Below are 21,849 nucleotides of genomic sequence, written 5' to 3'. Positions count from 1 at the left end.
GGTGCCCGGGAGCGGGTTGAACGGGTGCACGGCGTCGGCCTTGATCATTCTTCGCCGTCCGTTCGGGGGCTGCTCCGGGGACGGAGCCGGACGGCCGTGATGGCGTGGTGGTCGACGCCGGTGACCTCTATGGTCCATTCGCCCAGGTCGACCCGGTCTCCGGGGCGGTCGGGGATGCGGCCGAGAGCGGCCAGGGTGAGCCCGGCGATCGTGGCGTACTCGCCCTGGGGCCGATCGACGAGCTCCACCCCGAGATCAGGCAGATCGTGCAGCGGGAACGTGCCCTGCAGCAGCAGCGATCCGTCGGAGAACCGCTGAGCTTTCACGAGGTCGCGGTCGGTCTCGTCGTAGAACTCTCCGACGATCTCTTCCAGCAGGTCTTCCATGGTGACGATGCCGCTCACCGCGCTGCCCTCGTCGACGACGAGCGCGAACTGCTGCCCCTCCGCCTTGAACCTGCGCAGGGCCTCGGCGATCGGGAGGGTGTCGGGGAACATGACGGCCGGCCGTGCGGCGTCCTCCACGGTTCCCTCCTGGGTGAGCAGGTCGCGCAGGTGGACCACGCCGACGACGTCCTCCGGGCTCGGCGACGCCAGCACCGGGGCGCGCGAGTGCCCGGAGGCGGCCAGCGCCGTGCGGGCCGCGGCGGCCGGGGCGTCCGCCCGGAGGGTGAAGACCGCGGTACGGGGGACCACGATCTCCCGCAGCATCCGCTCGTGCAGTTCCATGACGCCGCTGATCATCCGGCGCTGCTCCCGGCTCAGTCCGCGGTGCTCGATCACCAGGTCCTTCAGCTCTTCGAAGCCGACCTGGCCGCCGGACGCCCGCGGGTCGCCGCCGAGCACCCGCACGGTGGCATCGGTGGCTTTGCCCAGGACCCACACCGCGGGCCGGAAGATCGTCGCGAGCACGTCCAGCGGCCTGCCGGCCAGCAACGCCCACCGCTGGGCGTACTGCATGGCCAGTCTCTTCGGGGCCAGCTCCCCGAACACCAAGGTCATGAAGGTCAGGGCCGCCGTCACCAGCACGACCGCGGTCGTCTCGGCGGCCCCGCCGAGGAAGGCCAGCCGTGGCGCCAGCGGTTCGGCCAGGGACACCGCCGCCGTCGCGGAGGCCAGGAAACCGGCCAGGGTGATCCCGATCTGGATGGTGGCCAGGAAGCGGTTCGGATCCCGCTCCAGCCGGGCCAAGGCGCGGACACCCGCCGCACCGCGCCGCTCCAGCCGCCGCAGCTGGCTTTCGCGGACGGAGACCAGCGCGATCTCGCTGCCCGAGAACAGGGCGTTGAGGGCGACCAGCACACCGATCAGCACCGCACTGGACCAGTATTCGGCCACGATCATCCCCCGGCTCGCATTGGTGGGCCCGCGACCCAACGCTAACCGTGCGGGTCGGCGCACCGCCGGGCCGCCGGCGTGCACGCAATCGCGGCGGTAAGAGAAGTTCAGATCTTCTTTTGCCTTGTGTCCGCTCTCAGGCGGGACGTGGAAACTTTCATGGATGAAACCAACGTAGATCGTGACTTACTTAATCGTATGGTCACCCGCCGGTGTGGGAGCAATGGTCGACGTGCAGTGCCCAGGCTGGCGGGTATAGGGCGTCGGTATGAGCTCAGGTGCGGATTCTGAACGGGAGCGAATCATTCAGGTCGCGACCCGCCTGTTCGCCGACCTCGGCTTCGACGGCACCACAGGCGCGATGATCGCCAGCGCGGCCGGCGTGGACACCGCCGCACTGCTGGACCTGACCGGCGGCACGCTGGATCTTTATCACGAGGTGATGCGGCGTGCGCACACCCTGGAGCAGGCGATGCTCGAGGACGCGGTGGAATCCCTGCGCATGACCGCGGGAGGGCTGCGCGATTTCGCCGACGCCTACCTGGACTTCCACCTGTCCCATCCCCACGTGGCCCGCCTGTGGCTGCACCGGTGGGTGGGGGACGCGGCCGGCAGCGCCGACCTGGAGTCGAAATACGAGCGCCCGCTGACCGACATGGTCGCCGACGCCGTGCGCCCGATGGTCCCCTCGGACGTGGACATCGACTACATGCTGTGGACCGTGGCATGGGCGACGACCGGGTTCGTCACCTACGGCGTGCCCAACCACGATGATCAACCTACGCCGTGGCGCGGCACGACCGCGTGCCCGCACGGCCACCGGGACACCCTGGCCCTGCCGGAGGTCGCCCGGTTCCGGTCCCACCTGCACTTGCTGATCGACCGCGTCCTCCAGACATCGGGCTCGGGCAATCCGGCGTCTCCATGACCGCCGTGCGCTCGGATTCCGGCAAATGAAAAGGCATGACCGAACGAAGGTGGGGGAGTAGGGAAATGCGGATCAGCAACGTTTACCGCCCGATGGTCTTCGGGTGCCGAGCCGATGAGCCGCTCGGTGAGGTGGCGCGGTGGATGAAGGACAACGAGATCGGGGCCCTGGCGGTGGTCGACGGCGACCAGGTCCTCGGCATCATCACCGAACGCGACCTGGTCGGGGCACTGGCGACTTCGGCCGAACCGGCCGCGCAGCCGGCCGAGGCATACGCGTCGACGCAGATCAGGACCGCTGGGCTGGAGGAGGACGTGCAAGACGTGGCCCGGCGGATGCTGGATGACGGAATCCGCCACCTGCCGGTCCAGGACCAGGGCGGCCGCGTAGTCGGCATGGTCTCGATGCGCGATCTGCTCGCTCTGGAGATCTGGACGTCGTGACGTCCTCCGCCGACCGGGCCTGGGCCGTGCTGGGCTCACCCCGCGGATTCCCCTGTACCCCTAGGGGTATTTGTGCATCGGCTCGGGTCTCGGTTACGCTGCTCCCTGATACCTCCGGGGGTATGAAGGGGAGAGAGGGCCGGCCAGGCCGATGTCCGGTCGAGCGCCTCCTGGGGAGGCGCGGAAGGCGGCGATCCTCCCGAACCATCGACTCCCGGTTCCGGACCGGCCCGCACCGGCTCCGGAACCGGGACTCCGCTACGAAAGGCCGATATCGCCGCCTGGCCGGAAGGCCGGCCGGAACTTGGGGAGCATGGGACGACGCGGCCGGGAGCACCGGTCGGCCGGGTGTCGAGTCCACGCCCCGGCCGGGACGGGCGCGCCGATCGCCGGCGGGCTCAGCCGCGCAGGGACTCCAGCGCCGCGGTGAGCTTCTCAGCGGCCTCATCGGCGACCGGTTCGAGGCCGGGCTGCTCGCTCACCTTGGCCATGACCTGCGGGTCCAGTGCCTCGACGAGGGTGTCGCCGCCGTCGGACCGGACGACGACATTGCAGGGCAGCAGCAGGCCGATCCGCCGGTCGACCCCCAGCGCCCGGTGGGCGAGCGGTGGATTGCAGGCACCGAGGATGAGGTAGTCCTCCATCGTCTCGCCGAGCTTCTCCTGCAGCGTGGCGCGCACGTCGATCTCGGTGAGCACGCCGAATCCCTGCTCCTTGAGCGCCGCCCTGACCCGTTCGACGGCCTCGGCGAACGGTTGACGCAGTCTGATGGTCATGCCGTAATCCACGGGATCGTCCTTTCGTTGTCGTAGGCCCGAGCACCGGCCCGGCGGCCTGCGCGCCCGATGAAGCCGGTGCCGAACTCGGCGTTCAGCGCCTCGGCCACCTCCTGCGGGATCGTCCAGCCGAGGACGGGCAGGACGGCGCCCAGCCCGAAGGACTCGTCATCCGGATGGGCCACCACGGCGAGGACGGCCCGTACGCCGACGGGCGGGGCCGGATGCCTTCGTCGTCCAGCGGTCATGATCCCTCCCCGATGCTTCCACTATACCCCTACGGGTATATGGCAACGCGGAATCAAGGAGGAAGAGGCGATGTTGCAATACCCGTAGGGGTATTCAGGAAGGTGGAGGAGACCAGCATGGCCACGACCGAACTGACGCGCGAGAACTTCGAGGACGTCCTCGCCGGCGACGACATGATCCTGATCGACTTCTGGGCCGGCTGGTGCGGGCCCTGCCGCTTCTTCGCGCCCGTCTACGAGCGGGTCTCCGAGAAGTACCCGGACATCGTGTTCGGCAAGGTCGACACCGAAGCCCAGCAGGAGCTGGCCGGCGCCTTCCAGATCTCCTCGATCCCGACCCTGGTGATCATCCGCGACCGGGTCGTGCTGTACGCGCAGCCCGGCGCGCTGCGCGAGCCGGAGCTGGAGAAGCTGATCGAGGACGCCCGCGCCGTGGACATGGACGACGTGCGCCGCCGCGTCGCCGAGCACCGGCACAGCGCCTGAGAAGGGGCGGCGGCGATGGAGCTTGACAAGTACTCCCTGGCCGAGGTCGCCCTGCGGCTCCGCCGCGCGCAGGGGCAGATCGGCGGCGTCATCAGGATGATCGAGGAGGGCCGCGACTGCGCCGACCTGATCAACCAGCTCGCCGCCGCCTCCCACGCCCTGCACCGGGCCGGATTCAAGATCATCGCGACCGGCCTGGAGCAGTGCGCGGCCCGCGAGGAGGACGGCGGGTCGGAGCAGGCCGGCCTGGACCGGGCCCGGCTGGAGAGGCTGTTCCTCACGCTCGCCTGACGCGGCGAGCCCACGTGACCTGTAAAACGAGACACATATGTATCATTTTGTTCGGATGCTGATGCTCTCGGTCAAGGCGCGATGGGAGGCGGGGCGATGCCGGTTCCGGTGCCGCCCGGCGCGCCCGCGGTGAGGCGCGGCTCAGCGCGCTGCCGCGACGCCCTCGATGAGCGTGCTGTAGACCAGACCGGCGATCGCGGTGCCGGGAGTCGCGGGCGAAGTCCCGACCGCCGCGGCGAGGGTCGCCGCCATCACGGTCAGCACCCACGTGGCGGGGACATCGGCTCGGAGCGCGCCGTCCCGCTGCCCCCGTTCGATGACACGGAGCACGGGCGCGAGGAGTTCGGCGCGCTCGCGCACGAACTCCGGATCCAGGACGTTCCCCTCGGCCAGGATCGCCCGGAAGCGCAGGCCGAGAGGGACGAGGGCGTCGACGGCCCGGCGGAGGGCGTCCAGGGCGGAACCTTCGTCCAGCCGGGCGTCGATGAGCGCCAGGCGTGCGCGCTCGAGCAGTTCGGAGCGCATCGCGTCGATCAGCTCGGCGCGGTTGCCGAAGTGCCGGTACAGCGTCGCCCGCGTGAGCTTCGCGGCCCGCGCCACGTCCGTCATCGACGCGCCGGGGTTCTGCGCCAGGGCCTCGGCCGCGGCCTCCAGCAGCGCACGGCGGTTCCGCCGGACGTCGCTGCGCTCGCGCGGGATGGGCGGTCGGGTCGGCACACCTCACTTACTAGCAGAGGACGCCGGCGGCGGCGGCGACGGCGGGAAGGGGGTCCGCCATGGCACGCATCGGCAGGCGCCCGGGAGAGTCGACCACACGGGCGGCGATCCTGGCGGCCGCGCGCGACGCGTTCTCGGCGAGCGCCTACGACGCGGTGACGGTCCGGCGGATCGCAGCGGCCGCCGCCGTGGACCCCGCGCTGATCCACTACCACTTCGGCACCAAGGAACGGCTGTTCAGAGCGGTCGTCCACGACGCGCTGCCGCCGGCCGATCTGCTGGCGCGGGCCTTCGCGGACGGTCCGGAGACGTCCGGCGAAGAGCTGGTGGAACGTTTCCTCGCGCTCTGGGAGCAGGGCGACGGCGCCGCCGCGGGGACCCTGCTGCGCAGCGCCATGTCGGGCGAGCCGGGTGCGCGGCTGGCCGGGCAGATCGTCCTGCCGGTCCTGACGGACGCGCTGTCGCGGACGGCGGCGACGCCGCCCGTCGGCCTTCCCCTGCGCGCGTCCCTGATCGCGGGGCAGATCTGCGGCCTCGTCGTCGCCCGCTACGTCCTGGAGTTCGAGCCGCTGGCCGGGGCGTCCCGCGAGGAGGTGGCGCGAGCCGTCGGACCCGCCCTGGACTGGTACCTCACGGGCGATCTCCCCCGGGCCGGGTCGCCCTGCCGGGGGCGGGCCCGGCAGGGCGGGGCGGGCGCCGGTCAGGCCCCGGCCGGGGCGTAGGCGGCGGCCCAGGCGCCGTAGCCGCCGATCAGGTCGGCGACCCGGGCGCGGCCGGCCCGGCGCAGCAGGCTCGCGGCGGCCGAAGAGCGGACGCCGCCCGCGCAGTGGACGACGATCCGCCGGGCGGCCGGGACGGCGTCCAGGCGGCCGGGCAGCTCGGCCAGCGGGATGTTGACCGCTCCCTCGATGGAGCCGTCCGCCAGCTCGCCGGCGTTGCGGACGTCGATGATCAGCGGCGGCTCGGGCCCGTCGAGCTCCTCGCGCAGCTCGGCGAAGGTGATCCGCTCGGCTCGGGCGACGCTCCCCTCGGGCGCCCGCGCGAAGGCGTCCTCGGGGTCGGCCAGGTAGCCGGCCGCCGTGTCCAGGCCGATCCGGGCGAGGCGGGTGATGATCTCCTCCGCGCGGTCGCCGGGGGCGACCACGACGATCTCCCGGCCGGGCTCGATGAGCATCCCGGCCTGCTCGGCGAACCGGCCGTCGGCGGGGACGTTGATCGAGCCGGCGAGGTGCCCGGCGGCGAACTCCTGCGGGTCGCGGGCGTCGACGACGACCGCGCCGGCGTCGCGGCGCGCCAGGACGTCGCCGAGCGGCAGCTCCCGCAGGTGCTCCTCGACCTTCAGCAGCTCCCGCTCCTTGCGGTTGAGGATCGCGTCGTAGCCGAAGTAGTTCGGGGCGGGGGGCTGGCCTTCGGTGACGATGTCGACGAACTCCCGCTCGCCCATGGGCACGCAGGCGTAGTTGGTGAGCCGCTGCGCGCCGATCGTCGACTGCAGTTCGGCCGACAGGTTCTTGCCGCAGGCGGAGCCGGCCCCGTGCGCGGGGAAGAGCCTGGTCTGGTCGGGCAGCGCCATCAGCTTGCGCTGGACGGTGTCGTAGAGCATCCGGCCGAGCTCGTCGGCGCTGAAGCCGATGGAGGCCAGCAGGTCCGGGCGGCCGACGTCGCCGATGAACAGCGCGTCCCCGGTCAGGACGCCGTAGGGCGTGCTGTCGCCGGAGCGCTCGAAGACCAGGACGCTGATCGACTCGGGGGTGTGCCCCGGCGTCTCCATGATCTCCAGGGTCACGTCGCCGAGGCTGATCCGCTCGCGGTCGTGCAGCTTCCGGATCGGGAACTCGGCCTCGGCGCGCGCGCCGTAGCCGATCCACGCCCCGGTGCGCGCCGCCAGTTCGAGGTGGCCGGAGATGAAGTCGGCGTGGAAATGGGTGTTGATGACACCCTCGATGTGCAGGCCGTTGGCCGCGGCGTCGTCGAGGTACTCGGAGACGTCCCGGCGCGGGTCGACGATGACGGCGCGTCCGGTCCGCTTGTCGCCGATCAGGTAGGACGCCTGGGACAGGCACTCCAGGTAGTGCTGGGCGAAGTACATGGGCGTCTGCATCGCTACGGGTTCCTTTCGCAGATCACGGTCGGCGGCCCTGTGCCGGGACCGCCGGGCGGTCGAGGCGAGGGCCCGGACGAGGGCGGCGAGGGCGGCGAGGGCGACGGCCGCCAGGAAGAAGGGCCTGGCCCGCGCGGGAAGCTCCTGCGCGACCAGGAAGACGGACATCACCAGGACGAACCAGCCGAAGGCCTTGCGCAGCCGCTCGGGATCGACCCTTCCGGCCAGCCGGGAGCCCAGCAGGCCGCCGGCGGCCGCCAGCGCGGTGACCGACAGGGTGAGCGTCCAGTCGATGTGGACGCTCTGCAGGTACCCCGCAAGCCCCGCGAAGGACTTCAGCGCGATGACCAGTAGGGACGTGCCGACGGCGGCCGGCATCGGCAGGCCGCCCAGCAACGCGAGGGCGGGCACGACCAGGAAGCCGCCGCCCGCGCCGACCAGCCCGGTGACCAGGCCGACCGTCGCGCCCTCCAGGACGATCCTGGCCAGCGGCCTCTTACCGGCGCCGTGACCGGGCTCGATCTCCTTCCGGCCGCGGAGCATCGCCGCGGCCGTGACGGTCATCATGACCCCGAAGGCGATCAGCAGCACGTTCGCGGGGACGAACGCGGCCAGCCGCCCTCCGGCGTAGGCGCCGGCCATGCCCGCGGAGCCGAACAGCAGCCCGGTGCGCCACCGGATCCGGCCGGCCCGCGCGTGCGGGACGGCCCCCGCCACGCTCGTCACGCCCACGACGAACAGCGACATGGCGATCGCCTGCTTGGCGTCGACGCCGGCCAGGTAGATCAGCACCGGGGTGGTGAGGATCGAACCGCCCCCGCCGAGCATCCCCAGCGTGACCCCGATCAGCACCGCCGCGGCGAGCGTGAGCGCGAGGGTCATGCCGCTCGTTCCTCGCCCGCCAGCTGCGCGCTGATCGTGCCGAGGTCGCAGCTCGCGCCGCGGTTGAAAGGCAGCTTCGCCAGCAGCATCCCCATCGCGCAGGTGTTGGTGAGCGCCGCGAACGCCAGCCCGCCGCCGATGAGCGCCGCCGCCCACTTCAAGCCGGGCACGGCCGCACTGCCGAGCACCGCCGCCAGCACGATCGTCCCGGCGACGAGCCGGACCTGGCGCTCCAGATCCCAGCGGTTGCGGCCGTCCCGGTTGAGCGGCGCCCCGGCGGCCTCCCAGGCCGCGATCCCGCCCTCCAGTACACGGGTGTTGCGCAGCCCCGCCCCGGCCAGCGCCCGCTCCGCCTGCCCGGCGCGGACGCCGGAGCGGCAGATGAGCACGACGTCCTCGTCCAGGTGCCGGCACAGCTCGTCGCGGTGCTCCCGGAGCATGTCGAGCGGCACGTTGTAGGAGCCGGGGATGTGGCCGGCGGCGAACTCTCCCGGCGTTCGCACGTCGAGAAGGCGGGGCGGCGCGGGACCGTCCAGCCGGGCACGCAGGCTCGCGGCGTCCAGCCGCGCGGGCAGCTCGTTCATGGTCCTCTTTCGAGTCGGCGGAGAACGCGGCCGTCCGGCCGCGGCAGATACCCCCAGGGGTATCCACGGGCGCCAAAGTAGCCCACGAACGACTGAACTGCCAAATACCCCCGGGGGTGTCTACTCCCGCGCGACCCGGCTACAGGCCCTTCACCGGACGTCCGGCGCGCACGGCCGTCGGCCGCCGCGCCGGGGCCGGGCCCGCGGTCACGCGCCGGGACGGTCGAGGGTGATGCGGAAGACCGGGTACCGGGCCGCGACCTGCTCGAAACTCGCCAGCGGGGCATGCCGGTCCACCGGGATGTGCGGCCGGGCCCCCGGTGCCAGTTCCAGGTAGCGGCGCAGGATCGGGGCGCGGAGGCCGGGGGAGACCTCGACCAGGCGGACGGCCCGGCGGCGCCTCCTGAGCAGGACCGCGCGGCCGTCCGCCGCGCGGACGTTGCGGACCCAGTTGGTGTCGTCCCCGAGCATCGACACCAGGTAGTACTCGCCGTCGTAGTCGGCGATCACCACGGGGAACGAGATCGTGCGCCCCGTCCGGCGGCCGCGCACCTCCAGCGTCGCCCACCGGCTGGGGGCCAGCACGCCGCTGCCGAAATGCAGCGCGCCGATACGGTTCAGGACGCGTGCCAGCGCGTTCGGCCGCCCCTCCCGGTACATCCAGCGGCTGAACCGGCGGAAGGGGCTGCCCCCGGTGGCCTGAACCGGGGCGGTCATGACCGCCCCCCGTCGCGCCGCTGCTCCGCCGACCCCTTCGTCCCCGTCATCGCACGCATTGGCCATCCCTTCCACTCCACGTGAATCCAGGATGGAGACCGGCGTGAGACGGAGGCAGGGCCGAAGGTCCCGGACAGACCAGCGCGCCCATGCCGGGCTCAGTCCGCAGGCGGCTCGGCGGGTCAGCGGATTTCGGGGGGCGGGCCGCTGCGGGTCAGGTCTTCGGGGGCGATCTCTTCGGCCAGTGCCGCCAGGTCGGACCTTCGGACGTAGGCTTCGCCGCTCATGATCGGCCGCACGGTGCGGGCGAAGGCGGCGTGTTCGACGACGCACTCGCCCGCGTCCTCGCGCACCTTCGCCTCGACGCGCATGGTGCCGGACGGGTGGCCGATCAGCACGGTCCCATCCTCGTGGGGCCGCGCGGCGTAGAGGTCGTGGACGACGGTGCCGCGCGCGACGGCCGCGACGGCCGTGCAGCAGCTCGCGGTCCCCGGGTACGCCTCGTGCATGGTGTCGCGCATCGGCTGGATGCCGGCGAACCGCACCGCGAAGTCGTAGGCGCCCGCGGCGAGCTTCCCGCCGCTCACCGTGGTGTAGGACGCGGGCGGGGCGACGGCGACCGGCCACGGCGTCGTCTTCCGCGGGTCGACGCCGAGCAGGCGCTGCGCGGACTGCCGGACGGCGATGAAGGCGCCCACGACGTCCGGACCCTGGTCGAACGTCTCGTAGCCGGTCAGGCCGGCCTGCTCCGCCGGGAAGAACACGCACATGTTCGCCAGGTCGACGATGGAGCAGGTGACCGCGCCGACGCCGGGGACGTCCAGGACGTCCGAGCGGTTGCCGGTCGGGAACAGGCCACCGCCCAGGGAGGCGCCGACCGTCGCGGAGAAGTCGGTGCGGACGGGGGCGGCCGTCCCGGAGACCCCGGCGACCTCCAGATCGCCGTCCATGAGGAGGCTGCCGTCGTCGGCCGTCGGCACGTCGACGTTCAGCAGCATCCGGGTGTTCGTCTGGTTGATCCGCACCCTGGTCGTTCCCGGGCGGGCGGGGACCAGCCCTTTGAGCACCGCGTACGTGCCGACGCCGGGCGTCAGGTTGCCGCAGTTGAAATCCCAGTAGACCTTCGGCTCGCCGATGCCGACCTGGGCGAAGGTGTAGTCGACGTCGGCGCCGGGGCTGGAGCCCGGGCCGACGATGCAGCATTTGCTCGTCGTCGGCATGGCGCCGCCGAGGCCGTCGAGCTGCCGGACGTCGCGTGCCCCGAACAGCGCGATCAGGAACGGGCCCCAGAGCGCGCGGTCGGCGGGCAGATCGCTTTCGAGGAGGTAGACGCCCCGGCTGGTGCCGCCGCGGATCAGCATTGCGGGGACGGACTGCAGCTCGCCGCTCGATGTGGCTGAAAGGGTCACCATTGGGCGCTCCTTGGCTCGTGGACGCGGTCCGGCGCGCAGTGGACGACGCCGCGTTCTTCCAAGTCGTCGATCTCATCGTCGGGCATTCCGCCCAGGTCGCGCAGCACTGCCCGGGTGTGGGCGCCCAGGGCGGGCGCGGTGAGGTCCGGTTCCGCGGTGTACCCGTGGAAGATCATCGGCAGGCCCTTGACCGGCCCGCGGGCCGTGGGCAGGACGACCCGCCGCGCGGCGAAGCCGGGCTCGGCGCGCCGGTCGGCCGCGTCCAGGACGGGCACGGCGGGGACGCCCGCGGCGCGCAGCTCGGCGAGCGCCTCCCGCCTGGTCCGCCGCCGCGTCCAGGCGGTCACCTCGGTGTCGACGAGGTCCTCGTGGGACCACCACCAGGCTTCGTCGTGACCGCGGAGGGACGTGACGCAGGAGGCGAGGGCGTCGCGGTGCCGGTCGGTGAAGCATGAGACGGCGATCCACGTGCCGGGGACGGCGCAGGGATAGGTGTCGTGGGGGGTGCGGCCGGGGCGGCGGTTCCCGCGCGGCACCGCGTCGTGCCCGTTGACCAGGTAGTCCGCGATGTCGGCCGCCAGCGTCCAGCTCACCACCTCGCGCTGGGAGACGTCCAGGTGCACGCCCTTGATCCCCTGCTGCACGCAGTAGGCGAGGAAGGCGGCGCCGAACAGGGACACCAGCTGGTCGGGATAGTTGACGTCCGAGGACGACCAGAGCGGACGGCCGGCCTCGTACCCGGTGACGGACGCGAGACCGGACAGCAGATCCAGGGTGGACCCGTACGAGCTGTTCCCCGCCTCCGGACCGTCCTGGCCCTGGCTGGACAGCGACAGGTAGAGCAGATCGGGGTTGATCCCGTGGATCGTCGCGGCGTCGATGCCCAGCCGCCGTGTGACGCCGACGCGGAAGTTCTCCACGAGGACATGGCTGCGGCGGGCCAGCCGGTGGACGACCCGGCGCCCCTCGGGGGTCTTGAGGTCGACGGCGACGCCGAGCTTCCCGACGTTGTTGGACGGGAAGTACGGCGATGCCGGGGGCGCGGACCCGTCGCCGGGGTCGGGCATCTTCCAGGAGCGGAAGGTGTCGGGCCGGTCCGTCCACTCGATTTTCAGGACGGTCGCGCCGTAGTCGGCCAGGAGCCGGGTGACGGCCGCGCCCGCCGTGATCGTGCCGAAGTCGAGCACGACGATCCCGCTGAGCGGCGCGGCGTCCCCCGCGGCGCCGGGCTCGGGGGAGGCGTCCGGCGTCCGGGACGTCCAGGTCACGGGAACCCGGCGCGCGGCCGCGGGGGCGGTGCCCGACCGCCACGGCAGCCCGGCCGTGTGGACGGGCGTCCCCACGGCGGGGGCCGCGCCGCCGGGATCCGGCTCGGGCGCGATGAATCCGCGGTGGCGCAGCTGCGGCGAGCGCACGAGGTCGGATGCTCGGGGCGTCCACCCGAACGGCAGCCCGAGCCGCTGCGCCTCCCGGTAGATCTCCTCTGCGGACCGTTCCGCCGCCCATTGCTCGACGATCGGCCACCACTCGGCCGCACGGGCCTGCCGGACGGACTCGTCCGCCAGCAGCGGGTCTTTCAGGCCGGGCGCCCCCACGAGTTCGACGACCTGAGGCCAGTGCTTCTGCTGGAAGATGAATCCCACCCAGCCGTCGCGCGCCCGGACCAGCCGCCAGTCACCGGGGTCGGCCCCCGACCTCATGGGCGGGCGGCCGGTCATGGACTGGACGATGTCGCTCTTCCAGTCCATGTACGCGACGACGTCGCACATGGCCACCTCGACCAGGTCGCCCCCGTGCCCGGCGTCCCGCCGGCGCAGCGCCAGCATGGCGCCGAGGAACCCGGTCACGCCGGCGCAGTGCGCGGCCTGCTCGCCGCCGAGGCTCAGCGGGCGGCGGTCCGGCTCGCCGATCATCGTGGCGAGGCCGCCGTAGGACTCGGCGAGGAGGCTGTCGCCGGGAATGTCGCGGTAGGCGGTGTCGCGGCCGAAGCCGGTGATCCAGACGGTGACGAGGCGGGGCCGGCGCCGCCGCACCGCGTCGGGGGTGAGGCCGAGCTCGGCGGCGGCGTCCGGGGTGAGATCGAGGATGGCGACATCGGCCAGGCCGAGCAGCCGGCGGACGGTCCGGGCGCCGTCGTCGCCGGAGCCGGCGGCGACGGCGCTCTTGCCGGCGTTGAGCGCGACGAACTCCAGGCCGGTCCCGGCGGCGTTGAGCGGAGGGCGGCGCCGGAGCGGGTCGCCGCCCTCCGGCTCGCACCGGACGACGTCGTGGCCCAGCCCGGCGAAGAGCCGGCCGCAGACCGCGCCCGCGACGCCGCCGGCGATCTCCACGACCCGCAGGCGCGTCGGCTCGGTCGTGGTCACGCCGCCCCCTGGCCCGGGTTCGGGCGGCCCGCGGTGAAGTTCTCCAGCCCTTGGCGGTGGCTGTCGGTCCGCGCGTGGATCTGGGCGTTGGTGTAGGCGCCGAATTCGAGCGCCGTCCGCCATTCGCTGACGTGCATGGGGATGTGCCAGAGGGCCTTCTTCGACCACTCCAGCGCGACGGCGTCGAACCGCGCGATGTGGCGGGCGAGCTCCAGCGCCGCGCCGTCGACCTCGTCGGCGCCGACCGCCAGGTTGGCCATCCCCCAGTCGACGGCCGTGCGGCCGTCGATCCGCTTCGCCGTCAGGATCATCCAGGCGGCGCGCTTCGGGGCCAGCCTGAGCTGAGCGGCCGGGCCGGCCAGGCCCGGGTAGAAGCCGAAGCCGATCTCCGGCATGCCGATCTGCGCGTCCTCCGCCACCACCGCGAGGTCGCTCGCGTTGATCAGCGTGGAGCCACCGCCCAGCGCGTATCCGCGCGCCGCGGCGATGACGATCGCGGGATGGTGCCGGATGTCCTCCTGCACCCGCAGCCAGGAGGCGTTCAGCTCGTCCTCCTGGTCCGTGCCGCCCTCGGCGAGCTGGTTGAGGTCCATGCCGGCGCAGAACGCGGTCCCGGCGCCGGCCAGGATGATCACTTTCGCCGTGGCCCTGGCGGCGTCCAGGGCGGCGATGAGGGCCTGCCGCGCCGCCGCGTCGAGGGCGTTGCGCTTCTCGGGCCGGTTGAGGGTGATGCGGACGATCCCCTCCCCGGCCTCCGAGACGAGGATGCTCGGGGAGGTCTCCTGGTCTGGTTCCGCCACGCCGTGCCCCTCCGATGCCTCAGAATATTGTCTGACAGTCAGACGAAGTTCCTTCATTTTGCCTCGCGGGACGGCACCCGTCAAGGCTGCCGTGGACACGGTGGCGCCGAGGCCCGCGAAAGACGGGAAATGGGAAGTTCAACGCCCATGAGCTGCGGATGGGCGCCGCTCGGTGCTGGGTGTCCGCGGGGTCGGGCCGGCCGTCGTGGGCCCATCGACACCCGTCGACACCGCGGGGCGGATGTCAGACACTTTGCCGTCCCGGAAGCGGATGTACGCGTGCAGGACGCTGTCATGCGGCGGCCCGAAGGAGCGGTTACGCGACCGTCCGGCTCGGGTGCGGTGCCGCGGGAGCCGTCACGCGCCGCCCTGCGCCTCGCCTGCGCCGTCCGCCGTGCCGTCGGCCTCCGCCATCCGCGCCAGCGCGATCGCCGCGGCGTTGCGGACGTGGATGTCCGAGGCGGCCATGGCCCGGCTGACGTCCCGCTCCTCGATCGCCTCGACCAGGATGCGCATCTCGGCGATGGTCCGCTCGAGCCGCCCGGGAGCGGACAGGGACGTCCAGCGGAGCCGCCGCAGCCGCCCCTGCAGGCTGCCCAGCATCTGGGTCAGCGGGGGGCTCGCGGCGCCCTCGAACAGGGCCTTGTAGAACTCGTCCTTGGCGATGAGCTGCGCGAGCTCCTCGCCGCTGCCGCCGTCCTTGAGCGCCTCGAGCTGGTCGAAGGCGGCCCGCAGCCGCGCCATGTGCTCCTCGGTGGCCCGCTCCACGAACCGCCGGACGGCCAGGGCCTCCAGGGCGACGCGCATCTCGTAGATGTCGGCTGCCTCGTCGGTCGTCAGGACGCTGACGATGGCGCCGCGCTGCGGGATGTTGGTGACGAGGCCCTCGGACGCCAGCTGCGCGAGCACCTCGCGCACGGTCGCGCGGGACACGCTGAGCTGCTCCATCAGCTCCCGCTCGATGAGCCGCTGCCCGGGCCGGAGCCGGAAGTCGAGGATGGCCTCGCGGACGACCTCGAGCACCTGGTCGCGCAGCGGCGCCGCCACCCGGCCGATCGGCGCGCGCAGCCCCATTCCGGTCGCGGACGGCGAACTCCCGCCCCCCGGCTTGTTCTGCTCCGCCATGACCGGACTCCTCCTGCGCGATGCGGAACGCCGCCGCGCGGGCCGTGAGGCCCATCTGTCGGACGGCCAGACCAACTCCTGTTTCTTGGACGATATCGGAAGAGAGAGCGCCGTGCGGACGACGGGTGCCGGAAGTCCCGCGGCTCGCGGGCCTGTGGCCGATCACCCGGCGGCGGGATTGCACTTCCCGGACATAGCGCATAATGTCTGATGGTCAGACAATCCATGCCGGACGGCTGGGGACCGGTTCACCCGGAGAGCGATGGGAGACGGCAGGTGGGAACGCGCGCACGCACCGCGATCGTAGGGGTGGGCGCCACGGAGCAGGGCGAGATCCCCGGGGAGTCGCCCGAGGAGATCGCCGTGCGCGCGGCGGTGCTCGCGCTGGCCGACGCGGGGCTCGACAAGCTCGCGGTCGACGGGCTGATCACCTGCAAGGCGCCGCTCACCGCGCACGGCACGGACGAGAGCATGGGGCCTCTGCTCGGGATCAATCCCGCGTTCAGCACCACCCTCGACTACGGGATGGGCGGCTTCTCCCTCCATCTGGCCTCGATGGCCATCCAGGCGGGGCTCGCCACGACCGTACTGCTCACCTTCGGGACCAACGCGCGCAGCGCGAGAATCGGCTTCTCCCGCCCGATCGGCGGTGCCGCCGACTGGCTCCGCCTCGCCGGGCTGGTGCACGTGGCCGGTCCGGCCGCGCTGGCCTTCCGGCGGCACATGCACCTGTACGGGACCACGGAGGAGCAGCTCGGGTGGGTGGCGGTCGCGCAGCGCGAGTGGGCGCGGCTGAATCCGCGGGCCGTCTTCCGCGACCCGATGACGATCGACGACTACCTCCGCCACCCGTACATCGTGGAGCCGCTCCGCCGCCCCGACCTGACGCTGATCTCCGACGGCGGCGCCGCGGTCGTCGTCACGTCCGCGGAGCGGGCCCGGGACTGCCGCGCCGCCCCCGTGCACCTGCTCTCGACGGCCCAGCAGTCGGCCATCCGGAACGAGCAGAACGAGGACAAGCTCATGCGCCCCTGGCTCGGCGACATCGCCGAGCGGCTGTACGCCGCGGCCGGTGTCGGCCCCGCCGACATCGACGTGGCGTACCTCCAGGACGGCACATCGGTCTGGGTGCTGCAGATGCTGGAGTGGTACGGCTTCTGCGGTGTCGGGGAGGCCGGCCCGTTCCTCGCCGAGGGGCGCACCAGGCCGGGCGGGTCGCTGCCGGTCAACACGCACGGCGGGCAGCTCTCGGAGAGCTACACGCACAACTGGATGCATCTGTACGAGGCCGTCCGCCAGCTCCGGGGAGAGTGCGGAGACCGTCAGGTGGACGGTGCCACGCTGGCCCTTCACGCACAGACACATGACTTCTGGAAGGGCGCGGCGACACTCCTCTCCACCCGGGACTCCGCATGACCGACACCGCCGAGACGCATCCCGTCCACGCCAAGCCGCTTCCCGACGTCGACGATCCGCTCACGGCGCCGTTCTGGGCGGCGACCCGTGAGTCGCGGCTCGTCCTGCCGCGCTGCACGAACTGCTCCTACCTGCAGTGGCCGCCCGAACCCGTCTGCCCCGAGTGCCAGCACACCGGGCGCGAATGGCGCGAGTTCCCCGCCCGGGGGCGGCTGTGGAGCTTCGCCGTCTACCACCGGGCGCTCGACCCCGCCTTCGCCGCGGACGTCCCCTACGCGGTCGGCCTCGTCGAGCTGGACGCCGGCCGGAAGATGTACGGGCTGATGGAGGGGGACGCGGAGGCCCTCCGCGTCGGCGCCCGCGTCCGAGGCGTGTTCGACGCGGTGAACGAGGACGTGACGTTCATCCGCTGGCGCATCGACGACCGGGATTGACCCCCCGGGGGGCGCATCGCCGCCCGAGGGCGCGGGTGATCTCGCGGCGGCTCGGCGTTCACGCCCTCTTGGCGAGCCAGAGGGCGCACCTCAGCAGCGCGTCGTCCCGGTCCGGTCCGGCGACCAGCTGCCAGCCGATCGGCAACCGGGTCGCGCCGACCGCGCCGGGGAGGTTCATCGCGGGGAAGCCGACGGCCGTCCACGGCGAGCAGAACACCGGATCGCCCGTCGACGCGAGCCCGCTCGGCGCCTCACCCGTCGCGGACGGCAGCAGCAGCGCGTCCACCGCCTCCAGCTCCGCGGCGAGCTTCGCGCCGAGCTCCCGCAGCGCCGCGTGCGCCGCATCCCGGTCCGCCGCGCCGACCGCCGCGCCTTCGGCCAGGAAGTCCCGTAGCGGCGCGGAGAGCAGTTCGCGGTGGTGCTCCAGTTCCGGCCGCAGGCTCTCCGCGATCTCGGCGGACGCCGCCGTGTGATGCGCCTCTCCCGTGCGCAGGAGCAGGTCCGAGAGGTCGAGGTCGACCACGGTGGCGCCGCGCAGCGACACCACTTCCCGCAGCCTCGCCAGGCTCGCGGGGACCTCCGGTTCCAGCCCCGGCCAGGACGACACGTCCAGGAAGCCGAGACGCGGCGGCGACGAGGCGGACCGGACCGGCGGCGCGCCGGTGACCAGGCGGTTCACCACCACGAGGAGCGCCGGCGACCCGGCGTACCAGCCGACCTGGTCGAAGCTCGGCGCGAGCGGCTTCACCCCGCCGGCCGGAACCCTGCCCCGGGACGGCTTGAACGCCCACACCCCGCAGAAGCCGGCCGGCCGGATGAGCGACCCGTAGGTCTGGGTCCCGACCGCCACGTCCGCCATGCCGCACGCGACGGCGGCCGCGGAGCCGCTGGACGAGCCCCCCGGCGTGTGCGTCAGCCGCCACGGATTCCTGGTCGGGCCGGGGGTCATGAGCGCGAACTCGGTCGTCACCGTCTTGCCGAGGACGAAGCCCCCGGCGTCCCCGAGCAGGGTCACGATGTCGGCGTCGGCGGACGGGCGGTGGTCCGCGTAGATCGCCGACCCGTACGACGTCGGCATGCCGGCGGTGTCCACGAGGTCCTTCACTCCGACCACCACGCCGGTCAGCGGCCCGGCCGGCCGCCGGTCGGCCAGGGCGGCCCGCTCCAGGGCGCCCCGCTCGTCGAGATGCGCCCACGCCCGGACCCTCGGCTCCAGGCGGCGGACGACCCGCAGCGAGCGGGCCACCGACCGCGTCACCGGCCCCTCGCCGCCGGGGACCCCCCGGGCTCCCCGCGGGGAAGCTTCCTTCTCCATGTCAGTCGAAGTACGCCGAGGCGGCCTCGGGCGCGGCTCTCCACGGCTCGACGCGCCCGTCCTTGAGCAGGAACATCCGGTCGCAGTGCTCCTCCAGCATCCGGCTGTTCTGGTCGACGATCAGCATGCCGACCCGTTCCGCCCGCCCGAACGCGACCAGCGTCTCGATCGCGGTGCGCAGCGCCCGCGGCGACAGCCCGAGGCTCATCTCGTCGACCAGCAGGATCTTCGGCCGGCTGACCAGGCCGCGGACGAGCGCCAGCATCTGCTGCTCGCCGCCGCTCAGCCGCCCGGCCTTCTGGTCCCGCAGCCGGGCCACGGCGGGGAACGCCTCCTCCAGCCTGCGCCGCAGCCCCTCGTCTCGCCCGCGGCCGGCGAGCATGCCCAGCCGGATGTTCTCGTCCACGGTCAGGTCGGCGAAAACGCCCCGCCCCTCCGGGACGTGGGCGACGCCGGCGCGGGCGACGTTCTCCGGCCTGGTGGACAGCGGCCGCCCGTCCAGCCGGACCGACCCGCCGCTGCGGCCGGCCATCCCGGAGATGGCGCGGAGCGTGGTGGTCTTGCCGGCGCCGTTGCGCCCGGCCAGCCCCACGATCTCCCCGACCGGCACCGACAGCGACAGCCCCTCGATGATGCGCGCTCCCGAGATCCTGACGTACAGGTCCTCGACGACCAGTCCCGACGACGTCACCGCCTGCTCCCCGTTCCCATGAAGACCTCCTTGACCCGCGGGTCCTGGAGCACCTGCCCGGGTGTCTCGCAGACCAGCACCTTCCCGAAGTCCAGGACGGTGCACCGGTCGGCCACCTGCCGGACGAACCCGACATGGTGGGCGATCACCAGGATGGACACCCCCGAGTCGCGGACCGTTCTGATCGCCTTCGCGACCGACGCGATCTCCTCCGTCCCTAGGCCGGCCGTCGGTTCGTCGAGGAGCAGCAGGGTCGGCTCGCCGCCCATGGCGCGGGCGATGTCGACGTGCTTCTGCTCGCCCATCGTGATGTCGTCGGCGAGGACGTGCCACCGCGCGCGTGGGAACTCCAGCCTTTCGAGCGCCGCCACGGCCCGCGCCCGCGCCCGCCGCTGCAGGCGCCGCTTCCGCCGGGTGCCCGCCAGCTCCGTCCAGACGGTGCCGTCGTGGCTCTCGTAGGCGCCGATCGCGACGTTGCCCAGCACGTCGAGGTCCCCGACCAGCGAGGGGTGCTGGAACGTCCGGGAGATGCCGAGCTTGCGCCGGGACGAGACCGACAGGTTCCCGAGCGGGCGCCCGTTGAGGACGATCGTTCCGGACGAGGGCGCCTGGACCCCGCTGATGCTGTTGAGCAGGGTGGTCTTGCCCGCGCCGTTGGGCCCGATGATCGCGTGCACCTCGCCGCGGCGCACGTCGAGGGAGACGCCGTCCAGCGCCTTGACGCCGCCGAACTGCACGGTGAGGTCCTCCAGCCGCAGGAGCACGTCGTCGCTCGCACCGCGGATGACCTTCGCCCCGTCCGGCCCGCCGGACGCCTGCGGCTCGCCCGCGCCCCGGGCGTGCCGCCCGGCCGCCGCCCCGGCCGGTGAACCGGGTCCGCCTCCCGCCCGCCCGGCCCGGGACGGCAGGGACGGGCCCGCAAGGGTCCGGACGAGCCGCGCCACCCGCTCGCCGAGGTCGTACAGCCCGCCGTTGAAGAAGATCACGATCGCCAGCAGGATCAGCGCGAAGAACAGCTCCGACACCCCGTCGTACATGAGGGACAGCGCGTACGTCGCGACGAAGAAGAACACCGAGCCGACGATCGGGCCGCCGATGCTGCCGAGCCCGCCGACCACGACGATGCCGAACAGCATGATCGAGTGGGTGACGTGGAAGGTCTCGGGCGACAGGTAGCCCAGGTTGATCGCGAGCATGCAGCCGCCGAGGCCCGCGACCGATCCGGCGAGGACGTGCGCCCGCACCTTCTCCCGGACGACCCGGATCCCCATCACCGCGGCGACGACCTCGTTCTGCTTGATCACCCGGGAGGCGATTCCGGCCCTCGTCCTGGTGTAGCGGAGGCAGACCAGTGCGGACGCGGTCAGCGCGAGCAGCGCGCCGAAGTACAGGCCCATCCCCGAGCTCAGGTCGATGCCGCCGAGCGACACCGGCGGCGCCACCAGCCCGTTGGAGCCGCCGGTCCACTGCTCCAGCCGCTTCCCGCTCAGCAGGTCGACCGCGACGGCGCCGAGGAAGAAGGTGCCGACGGCGGAGCCGAAGAACCGCAGCCGGACCAGGGCGGACGCCACCAGCGCGGCCACCGCCCCGGCGGCGGTGACGCCGATCACCAGCGCGGCGGGCCAGGGCACCCCGCCGAACTCGCGGAGCGAGCTCATGACGTACGCGCCGATGGCGAAGTAGACGAACTGCCCGAAGGAGAACTGGCCGGAGTAGCCGGTCAGCACGTCCAGCCCGACGGCGCCGATCGCGTAGATCATGGCGACCACGAGCACGGACCGCATGCTCACCTCGGTGACGACCAGGGGCGCGAGGCCCAGCAGGACCAGGATGCCCAGCAGGGGCCATCCCACGTTCTCGCGTGCGCGTGCCAGCATCAGAGCCTCGCCACCTGAGCGGTCCCGAACAGCCCGTTCGGCCGGACGGCCAGCGTGACCAGCATGATCGCCAGCGCGCTGGCGAGCGCCAGGTCGCCGCCGAGGTAGGTGGAGACCAGGTTGGTGACCACCCCGATGACGATCCCGCCGGCGAAGGTGCCGAGCAGGCTGGTGAAGCCGCCGACGACGGCCGCCGCGAACGCGTACAGCAGGATCGGGTCCATCATCTGGGAGAACAGCAGCTGCTTCGGCGCCATGAGCAGGCCGATGAGCAGCGCCAGCGGGCCCGCGATCATGTAGGCGATGGCCGACAACCGCCCCACGCGGACGCCGAGCAGCCGCGCGATCGGCGCCTGCTGCGCGACGGCGAGGAACTGCAGCCCCAGGTCGGTGAAGCGGAACATCGCCACGAACAGGGCGCCGATGGCGACGACCAGGCCCACGCTGATCAGGTCGGACCAGGCGATGACGATACCGCCGAGGGACGCCCCGCCCTTGGGCAGCAGCGTGGGGAACGTGTACGGCTGCTGCTTTCCGAAGAACACGTTCGCCATCGCCGCGAGCAGCAGGTACAGCGCCACGGTCCGGACCAGGATGTTGGCCGTGCCCGCGCTGCTGAACGGCCGCAGCACCACCAGGTAGAGCAGGGCGCCGAAGAGCACGCTCAGCGCGAGCCCGAGCCCTGCCGCCACGTACGCGTCTCCCTGGTAGAGGTAGATCCGGTAGACGATGAACGTCTCGAACATTCCGATGTTGCCGGCGGCGAAGTTCGCGACACCGGTCGTCTTGTTCAGGAAGACGAGGACGAACGACAGCAGTCCGATCACCAGGCCGAACGCGATCCCGCTGATGATCACTGATAGTGCGAGCACGGTGACTCACCGACTCCTTGCGGTGGGGGACATG

Annotated in this window: 22 protein-coding genes; 7 read left to right on the top strand and 15 right to left on the bottom strand. The window is 72.6% G+C overall.

Features of this window, described 5'->3' with window-relative positions:
* Positions 1-44 precede the first annotated feature (44 nt).
* The gene (locus ACIWVC_RS06480; RefSeq protein WP_396453912.1) at positions 45-1,337 is read right to left on the bottom strand and encodes a hemolysin family protein; all 1,293 of its coding nucleotides are present in this window, start codon (positions 1,335-1,337) and stop codon (positions 45-47) included.
* A 268-nt stretch (positions 1,338-1,605) separates the two neighbouring features.
* Between ACIWVC_RS06480 and ACIWVC_RS06475 the strand changes: the two genes are divergently transcribed.
* Together ACIWVC_RS06475 and ACIWVC_RS06470 are read left to right on the top strand one after the other, a co-directional pair.
* Positions 1,606-2,265, top strand: a complete 660-nt coding sequence (locus ACIWVC_RS06475; RefSeq protein WP_396446147.1) for a TetR/AcrR family transcriptional regulator — start codon at positions 1,606-1,608, stop codon at positions 2,263-2,265.
* A gap of 65 nt (positions 2,266-2,330) precedes the next feature.
* Positions 2,331-2,708, top strand: a complete 378-nt coding sequence (locus tag ACIWVC_RS06470; RefSeq protein ID WP_396446146.1) for a CBS domain-containing protein — start codon at positions 2,331-2,333, stop codon at positions 2,706-2,708.
* Positions 2,709-3,106: 398 nt separating this feature from the next.
* Here the strand turns inward: ACIWVC_RS06470 and ACIWVC_RS06465 are convergent, their stop codons facing one another.
* Positions 3,107-3,484 (bottom strand): DUF302 domain-containing protein, encoded by a 378-nt coding sequence (locus tag ACIWVC_RS06465; protein WP_396446145.1) that lies wholly within the window; start codon positions 3,482-3,484, stop codon positions 3,107-3,109.
* Positions 3,481-3,732, bottom strand: a complete 252-nt coding sequence (locus ACIWVC_RS06460; protein WP_396446144.1) for a hypothetical protein — start codon at positions 3,730-3,732, stop codon at positions 3,481-3,483. The genes ACIWVC_RS06465 and ACIWVC_RS06460 overlap by 4 nt, the downstream gene beginning before the upstream one ends.
* Positions 3,733-3,849: 117 nt before the next feature.
* On the opposite strand from ACIWVC_RS06460, the gene ACIWVC_RS06455 reads away from it, so the two are divergent.
* Both ACIWVC_RS06455 and ACIWVC_RS06450 read left to right on the top strand, forming a co-directional pair.
* On the top strand, positions 3,850-4,218 hold the full coding sequence (locus ACIWVC_RS06455) for a thioredoxin family protein (protein ID WP_396446143.1): 369 nt from the start codon (positions 3,850-3,852) through the stop codon (positions 4,216-4,218).
* Between the two features lie 15 nt (positions 4,219-4,233).
* The gene (locus tag ACIWVC_RS06450; RefSeq protein ID WP_396446142.1) at positions 4,234-4,509 is read left to right on the top strand and encodes a metal-sensitive transcriptional regulator; all 276 of its coding nucleotides are present in this window, start codon (positions 4,234-4,236) and stop codon (positions 4,507-4,509) included.
* 141 nt (positions 4,510-4,650) lie between these two features.
* Here ACIWVC_RS06450 and ACIWVC_RS06445 read toward each other — a convergent pair whose 3' ends face one another.
* Entirely contained in the window at positions 4,651-5,226 is a 576-nt protein-coding gene (locus ACIWVC_RS06445) for a TetR/AcrR family transcriptional regulator (RefSeq protein WP_396446141.1), read from the bottom strand.
* Positions 5,227-5,285: 59 nt separating this feature from the next.
* On the opposite strand from ACIWVC_RS06445, the gene ACIWVC_RS06440 reads away from it, so the two are divergent.
* Positions 5,286-5,948 carry a TetR family transcriptional regulator gene (locus ACIWVC_RS06440; protein WP_396446140.1) on the top strand — a complete coding sequence of 221 codons (663 nt, stop codon included), beginning with the start codon at positions 5,286-5,288 and terminating at the stop codon, positions 5,946-5,948.
* Here the strand turns inward: ACIWVC_RS06440 and ACIWVC_RS06435 are convergent.
* The 7 genes from ACIWVC_RS06435 to ACIWVC_RS06405 all read right to left on the bottom strand — a co-directional run bounded on the left by ACIWVC_RS06435 (position 5,927) and on the right by ACIWVC_RS06405 (position 15,210).
* On the bottom strand, positions 5,927-8,209 hold the full coding sequence (locus ACIWVC_RS06435) for a TSUP family transporter (RefSeq protein WP_396446139.1): 2,283 nt from the start codon (positions 8,207-8,209) through the stop codon (positions 5,927-5,929). The genes ACIWVC_RS06440 and ACIWVC_RS06435 overlap by 22 nt on opposite strands.
* The gene (locus ACIWVC_RS06430; protein ID WP_396446138.1) at positions 8,206-8,793 is read right to left on the bottom strand and encodes a rhodanese-like domain-containing protein; all 588 of its coding nucleotides are present in this window, start codon (positions 8,791-8,793) and stop codon (positions 8,206-8,208) included. Before ACIWVC_RS06430 ends, ACIWVC_RS06435 begins: the two co-directional genes overlap by 4 nt.
* A 207-nt stretch (positions 8,794-9,000) precedes the next feature.
* Positions 9,001-9,510 (bottom strand): nitroreductase/quinone reductase family protein, encoded by a 510-nt coding sequence (locus ACIWVC_RS06425; protein ID WP_396446137.1) that lies wholly within the window; start codon positions 9,508-9,510, stop codon positions 9,001-9,003.
* A gap of 182 nt (positions 9,511-9,692) precedes the next feature.
* Positions 9,693-10,922 (bottom strand): PrpF domain-containing protein, encoded by a 1,230-nt coding sequence (locus ACIWVC_RS06420; protein WP_396446136.1) that lies wholly within the window; start codon positions 10,920-10,922, stop codon positions 9,693-9,695.
* Positions 10,916-13,285 carry a CoA transferase gene (locus ACIWVC_RS06415; protein WP_396453911.1) on the bottom strand — a complete coding sequence of 790 codons (2,370 nt, stop codon included), beginning with the start codon at positions 13,283-13,285 and terminating at the stop codon, positions 10,916-10,918. The genes ACIWVC_RS06420 and ACIWVC_RS06415 overlap by 7 nt, the downstream gene beginning before the upstream one ends.
* A complete protein-coding gene (locus tag ACIWVC_RS06410) occupies positions 13,282-14,085 on the bottom strand; it encodes an enoyl-CoA hydratase/isomerase family protein (RefSeq protein ID WP_396446134.1) in 804 nt (267 codons plus the stop codon). The genes ACIWVC_RS06415 and ACIWVC_RS06410 overlap by 4 nt, the downstream gene beginning before the upstream one ends.
* Positions 14,086-14,442: 357 nt before the next feature.
* Entirely contained in the window at positions 14,443-15,210 is a 768-nt protein-coding gene (locus ACIWVC_RS06405; protein WP_396446133.1) for a GntR family transcriptional regulator, read from the bottom strand.
* A gap of 276 nt (positions 15,211-15,486) precedes the next feature.
* Between ACIWVC_RS06405 and ACIWVC_RS06400 the strand changes: the two genes are divergently transcribed.
* Complete coding sequence (locus ACIWVC_RS06400) at positions 15,487-16,626, top strand: thiolase C-terminal domain-containing protein (protein ID WP_396453909.1); 1,140 nt, start codon at positions 15,487-15,489, stop codon at positions 16,624-16,626.
* Positions 16,623-17,060 (top strand): Zn-ribbon domain-containing OB-fold protein, encoded by a 438-nt coding sequence (locus ACIWVC_RS06395; protein ID WP_396446131.1) that lies wholly within the window; start codon positions 16,623-16,625, stop codon positions 17,058-17,060. Before ACIWVC_RS06400 ends, ACIWVC_RS06395 begins: the two co-directional genes overlap by 4 nt.
* 58 nt (positions 17,061-17,118) lie before the next feature.
* On the opposite strand, the gene ACIWVC_RS06390 is transcribed toward ACIWVC_RS06395, so the two are convergent.
* The 4 genes from ACIWVC_RS06390 to ACIWVC_RS06375 are packed head-to-tail and all read right to left on the bottom strand — an operon-like array spanning position 17,119 to position 21,815.
* On the bottom strand, positions 17,119-18,375 hold the full coding sequence (locus tag ACIWVC_RS06390; protein WP_396446130.1) for an amidase: 1,257 nt from the start codon (positions 18,373-18,375) through the stop codon (positions 17,119-17,121).
* A gap of 1 nt (position 18,376) precedes the next feature.
* Positions 18,377-19,066 carry an ABC transporter ATP-binding protein gene (locus ACIWVC_RS06385; protein WP_396446129.1) on the bottom strand — a complete coding sequence of 230 codons (690 nt, stop codon included), beginning with the start codon at positions 19,064-19,066 and terminating at the stop codon, positions 18,377-18,379.
* Complete coding sequence (locus tag ACIWVC_RS06380) at positions 19,063-20,943, bottom strand: branched-chain amino acid ABC transporter ATP-binding protein/permease (RefSeq protein WP_396453908.1); 1,881 nt, start codon at positions 20,941-20,943, stop codon at positions 19,063-19,065. The genes ACIWVC_RS06385 and ACIWVC_RS06380 overlap by 4 nt, the downstream gene beginning before the upstream one ends.
* Positions 20,943-21,815: a branched-chain amino acid ABC transporter permease gene (locus tag ACIWVC_RS06375; RefSeq protein WP_396446127.1), complete on the bottom strand. Its 873-nt coding sequence runs from the start codon at positions 21,813-21,815 to the stop codon at positions 20,943-20,945. Before ACIWVC_RS06375 ends, ACIWVC_RS06380 begins: the two co-directional genes overlap by 1 nt.
* Between the last annotated feature and the right edge of the window lie 34 nt (positions 21,816-21,849).

This window comes from Actinomadura sp. (assembly GCF_044508335.1).
Lineage (GTDB): Bacteria > Actinomycetota > Actinomycetes > Streptosporangiales > Streptosporangiaceae > Spirillospora.
This window is presented reverse-complemented; position numbering and strand designations above follow the sequence as displayed.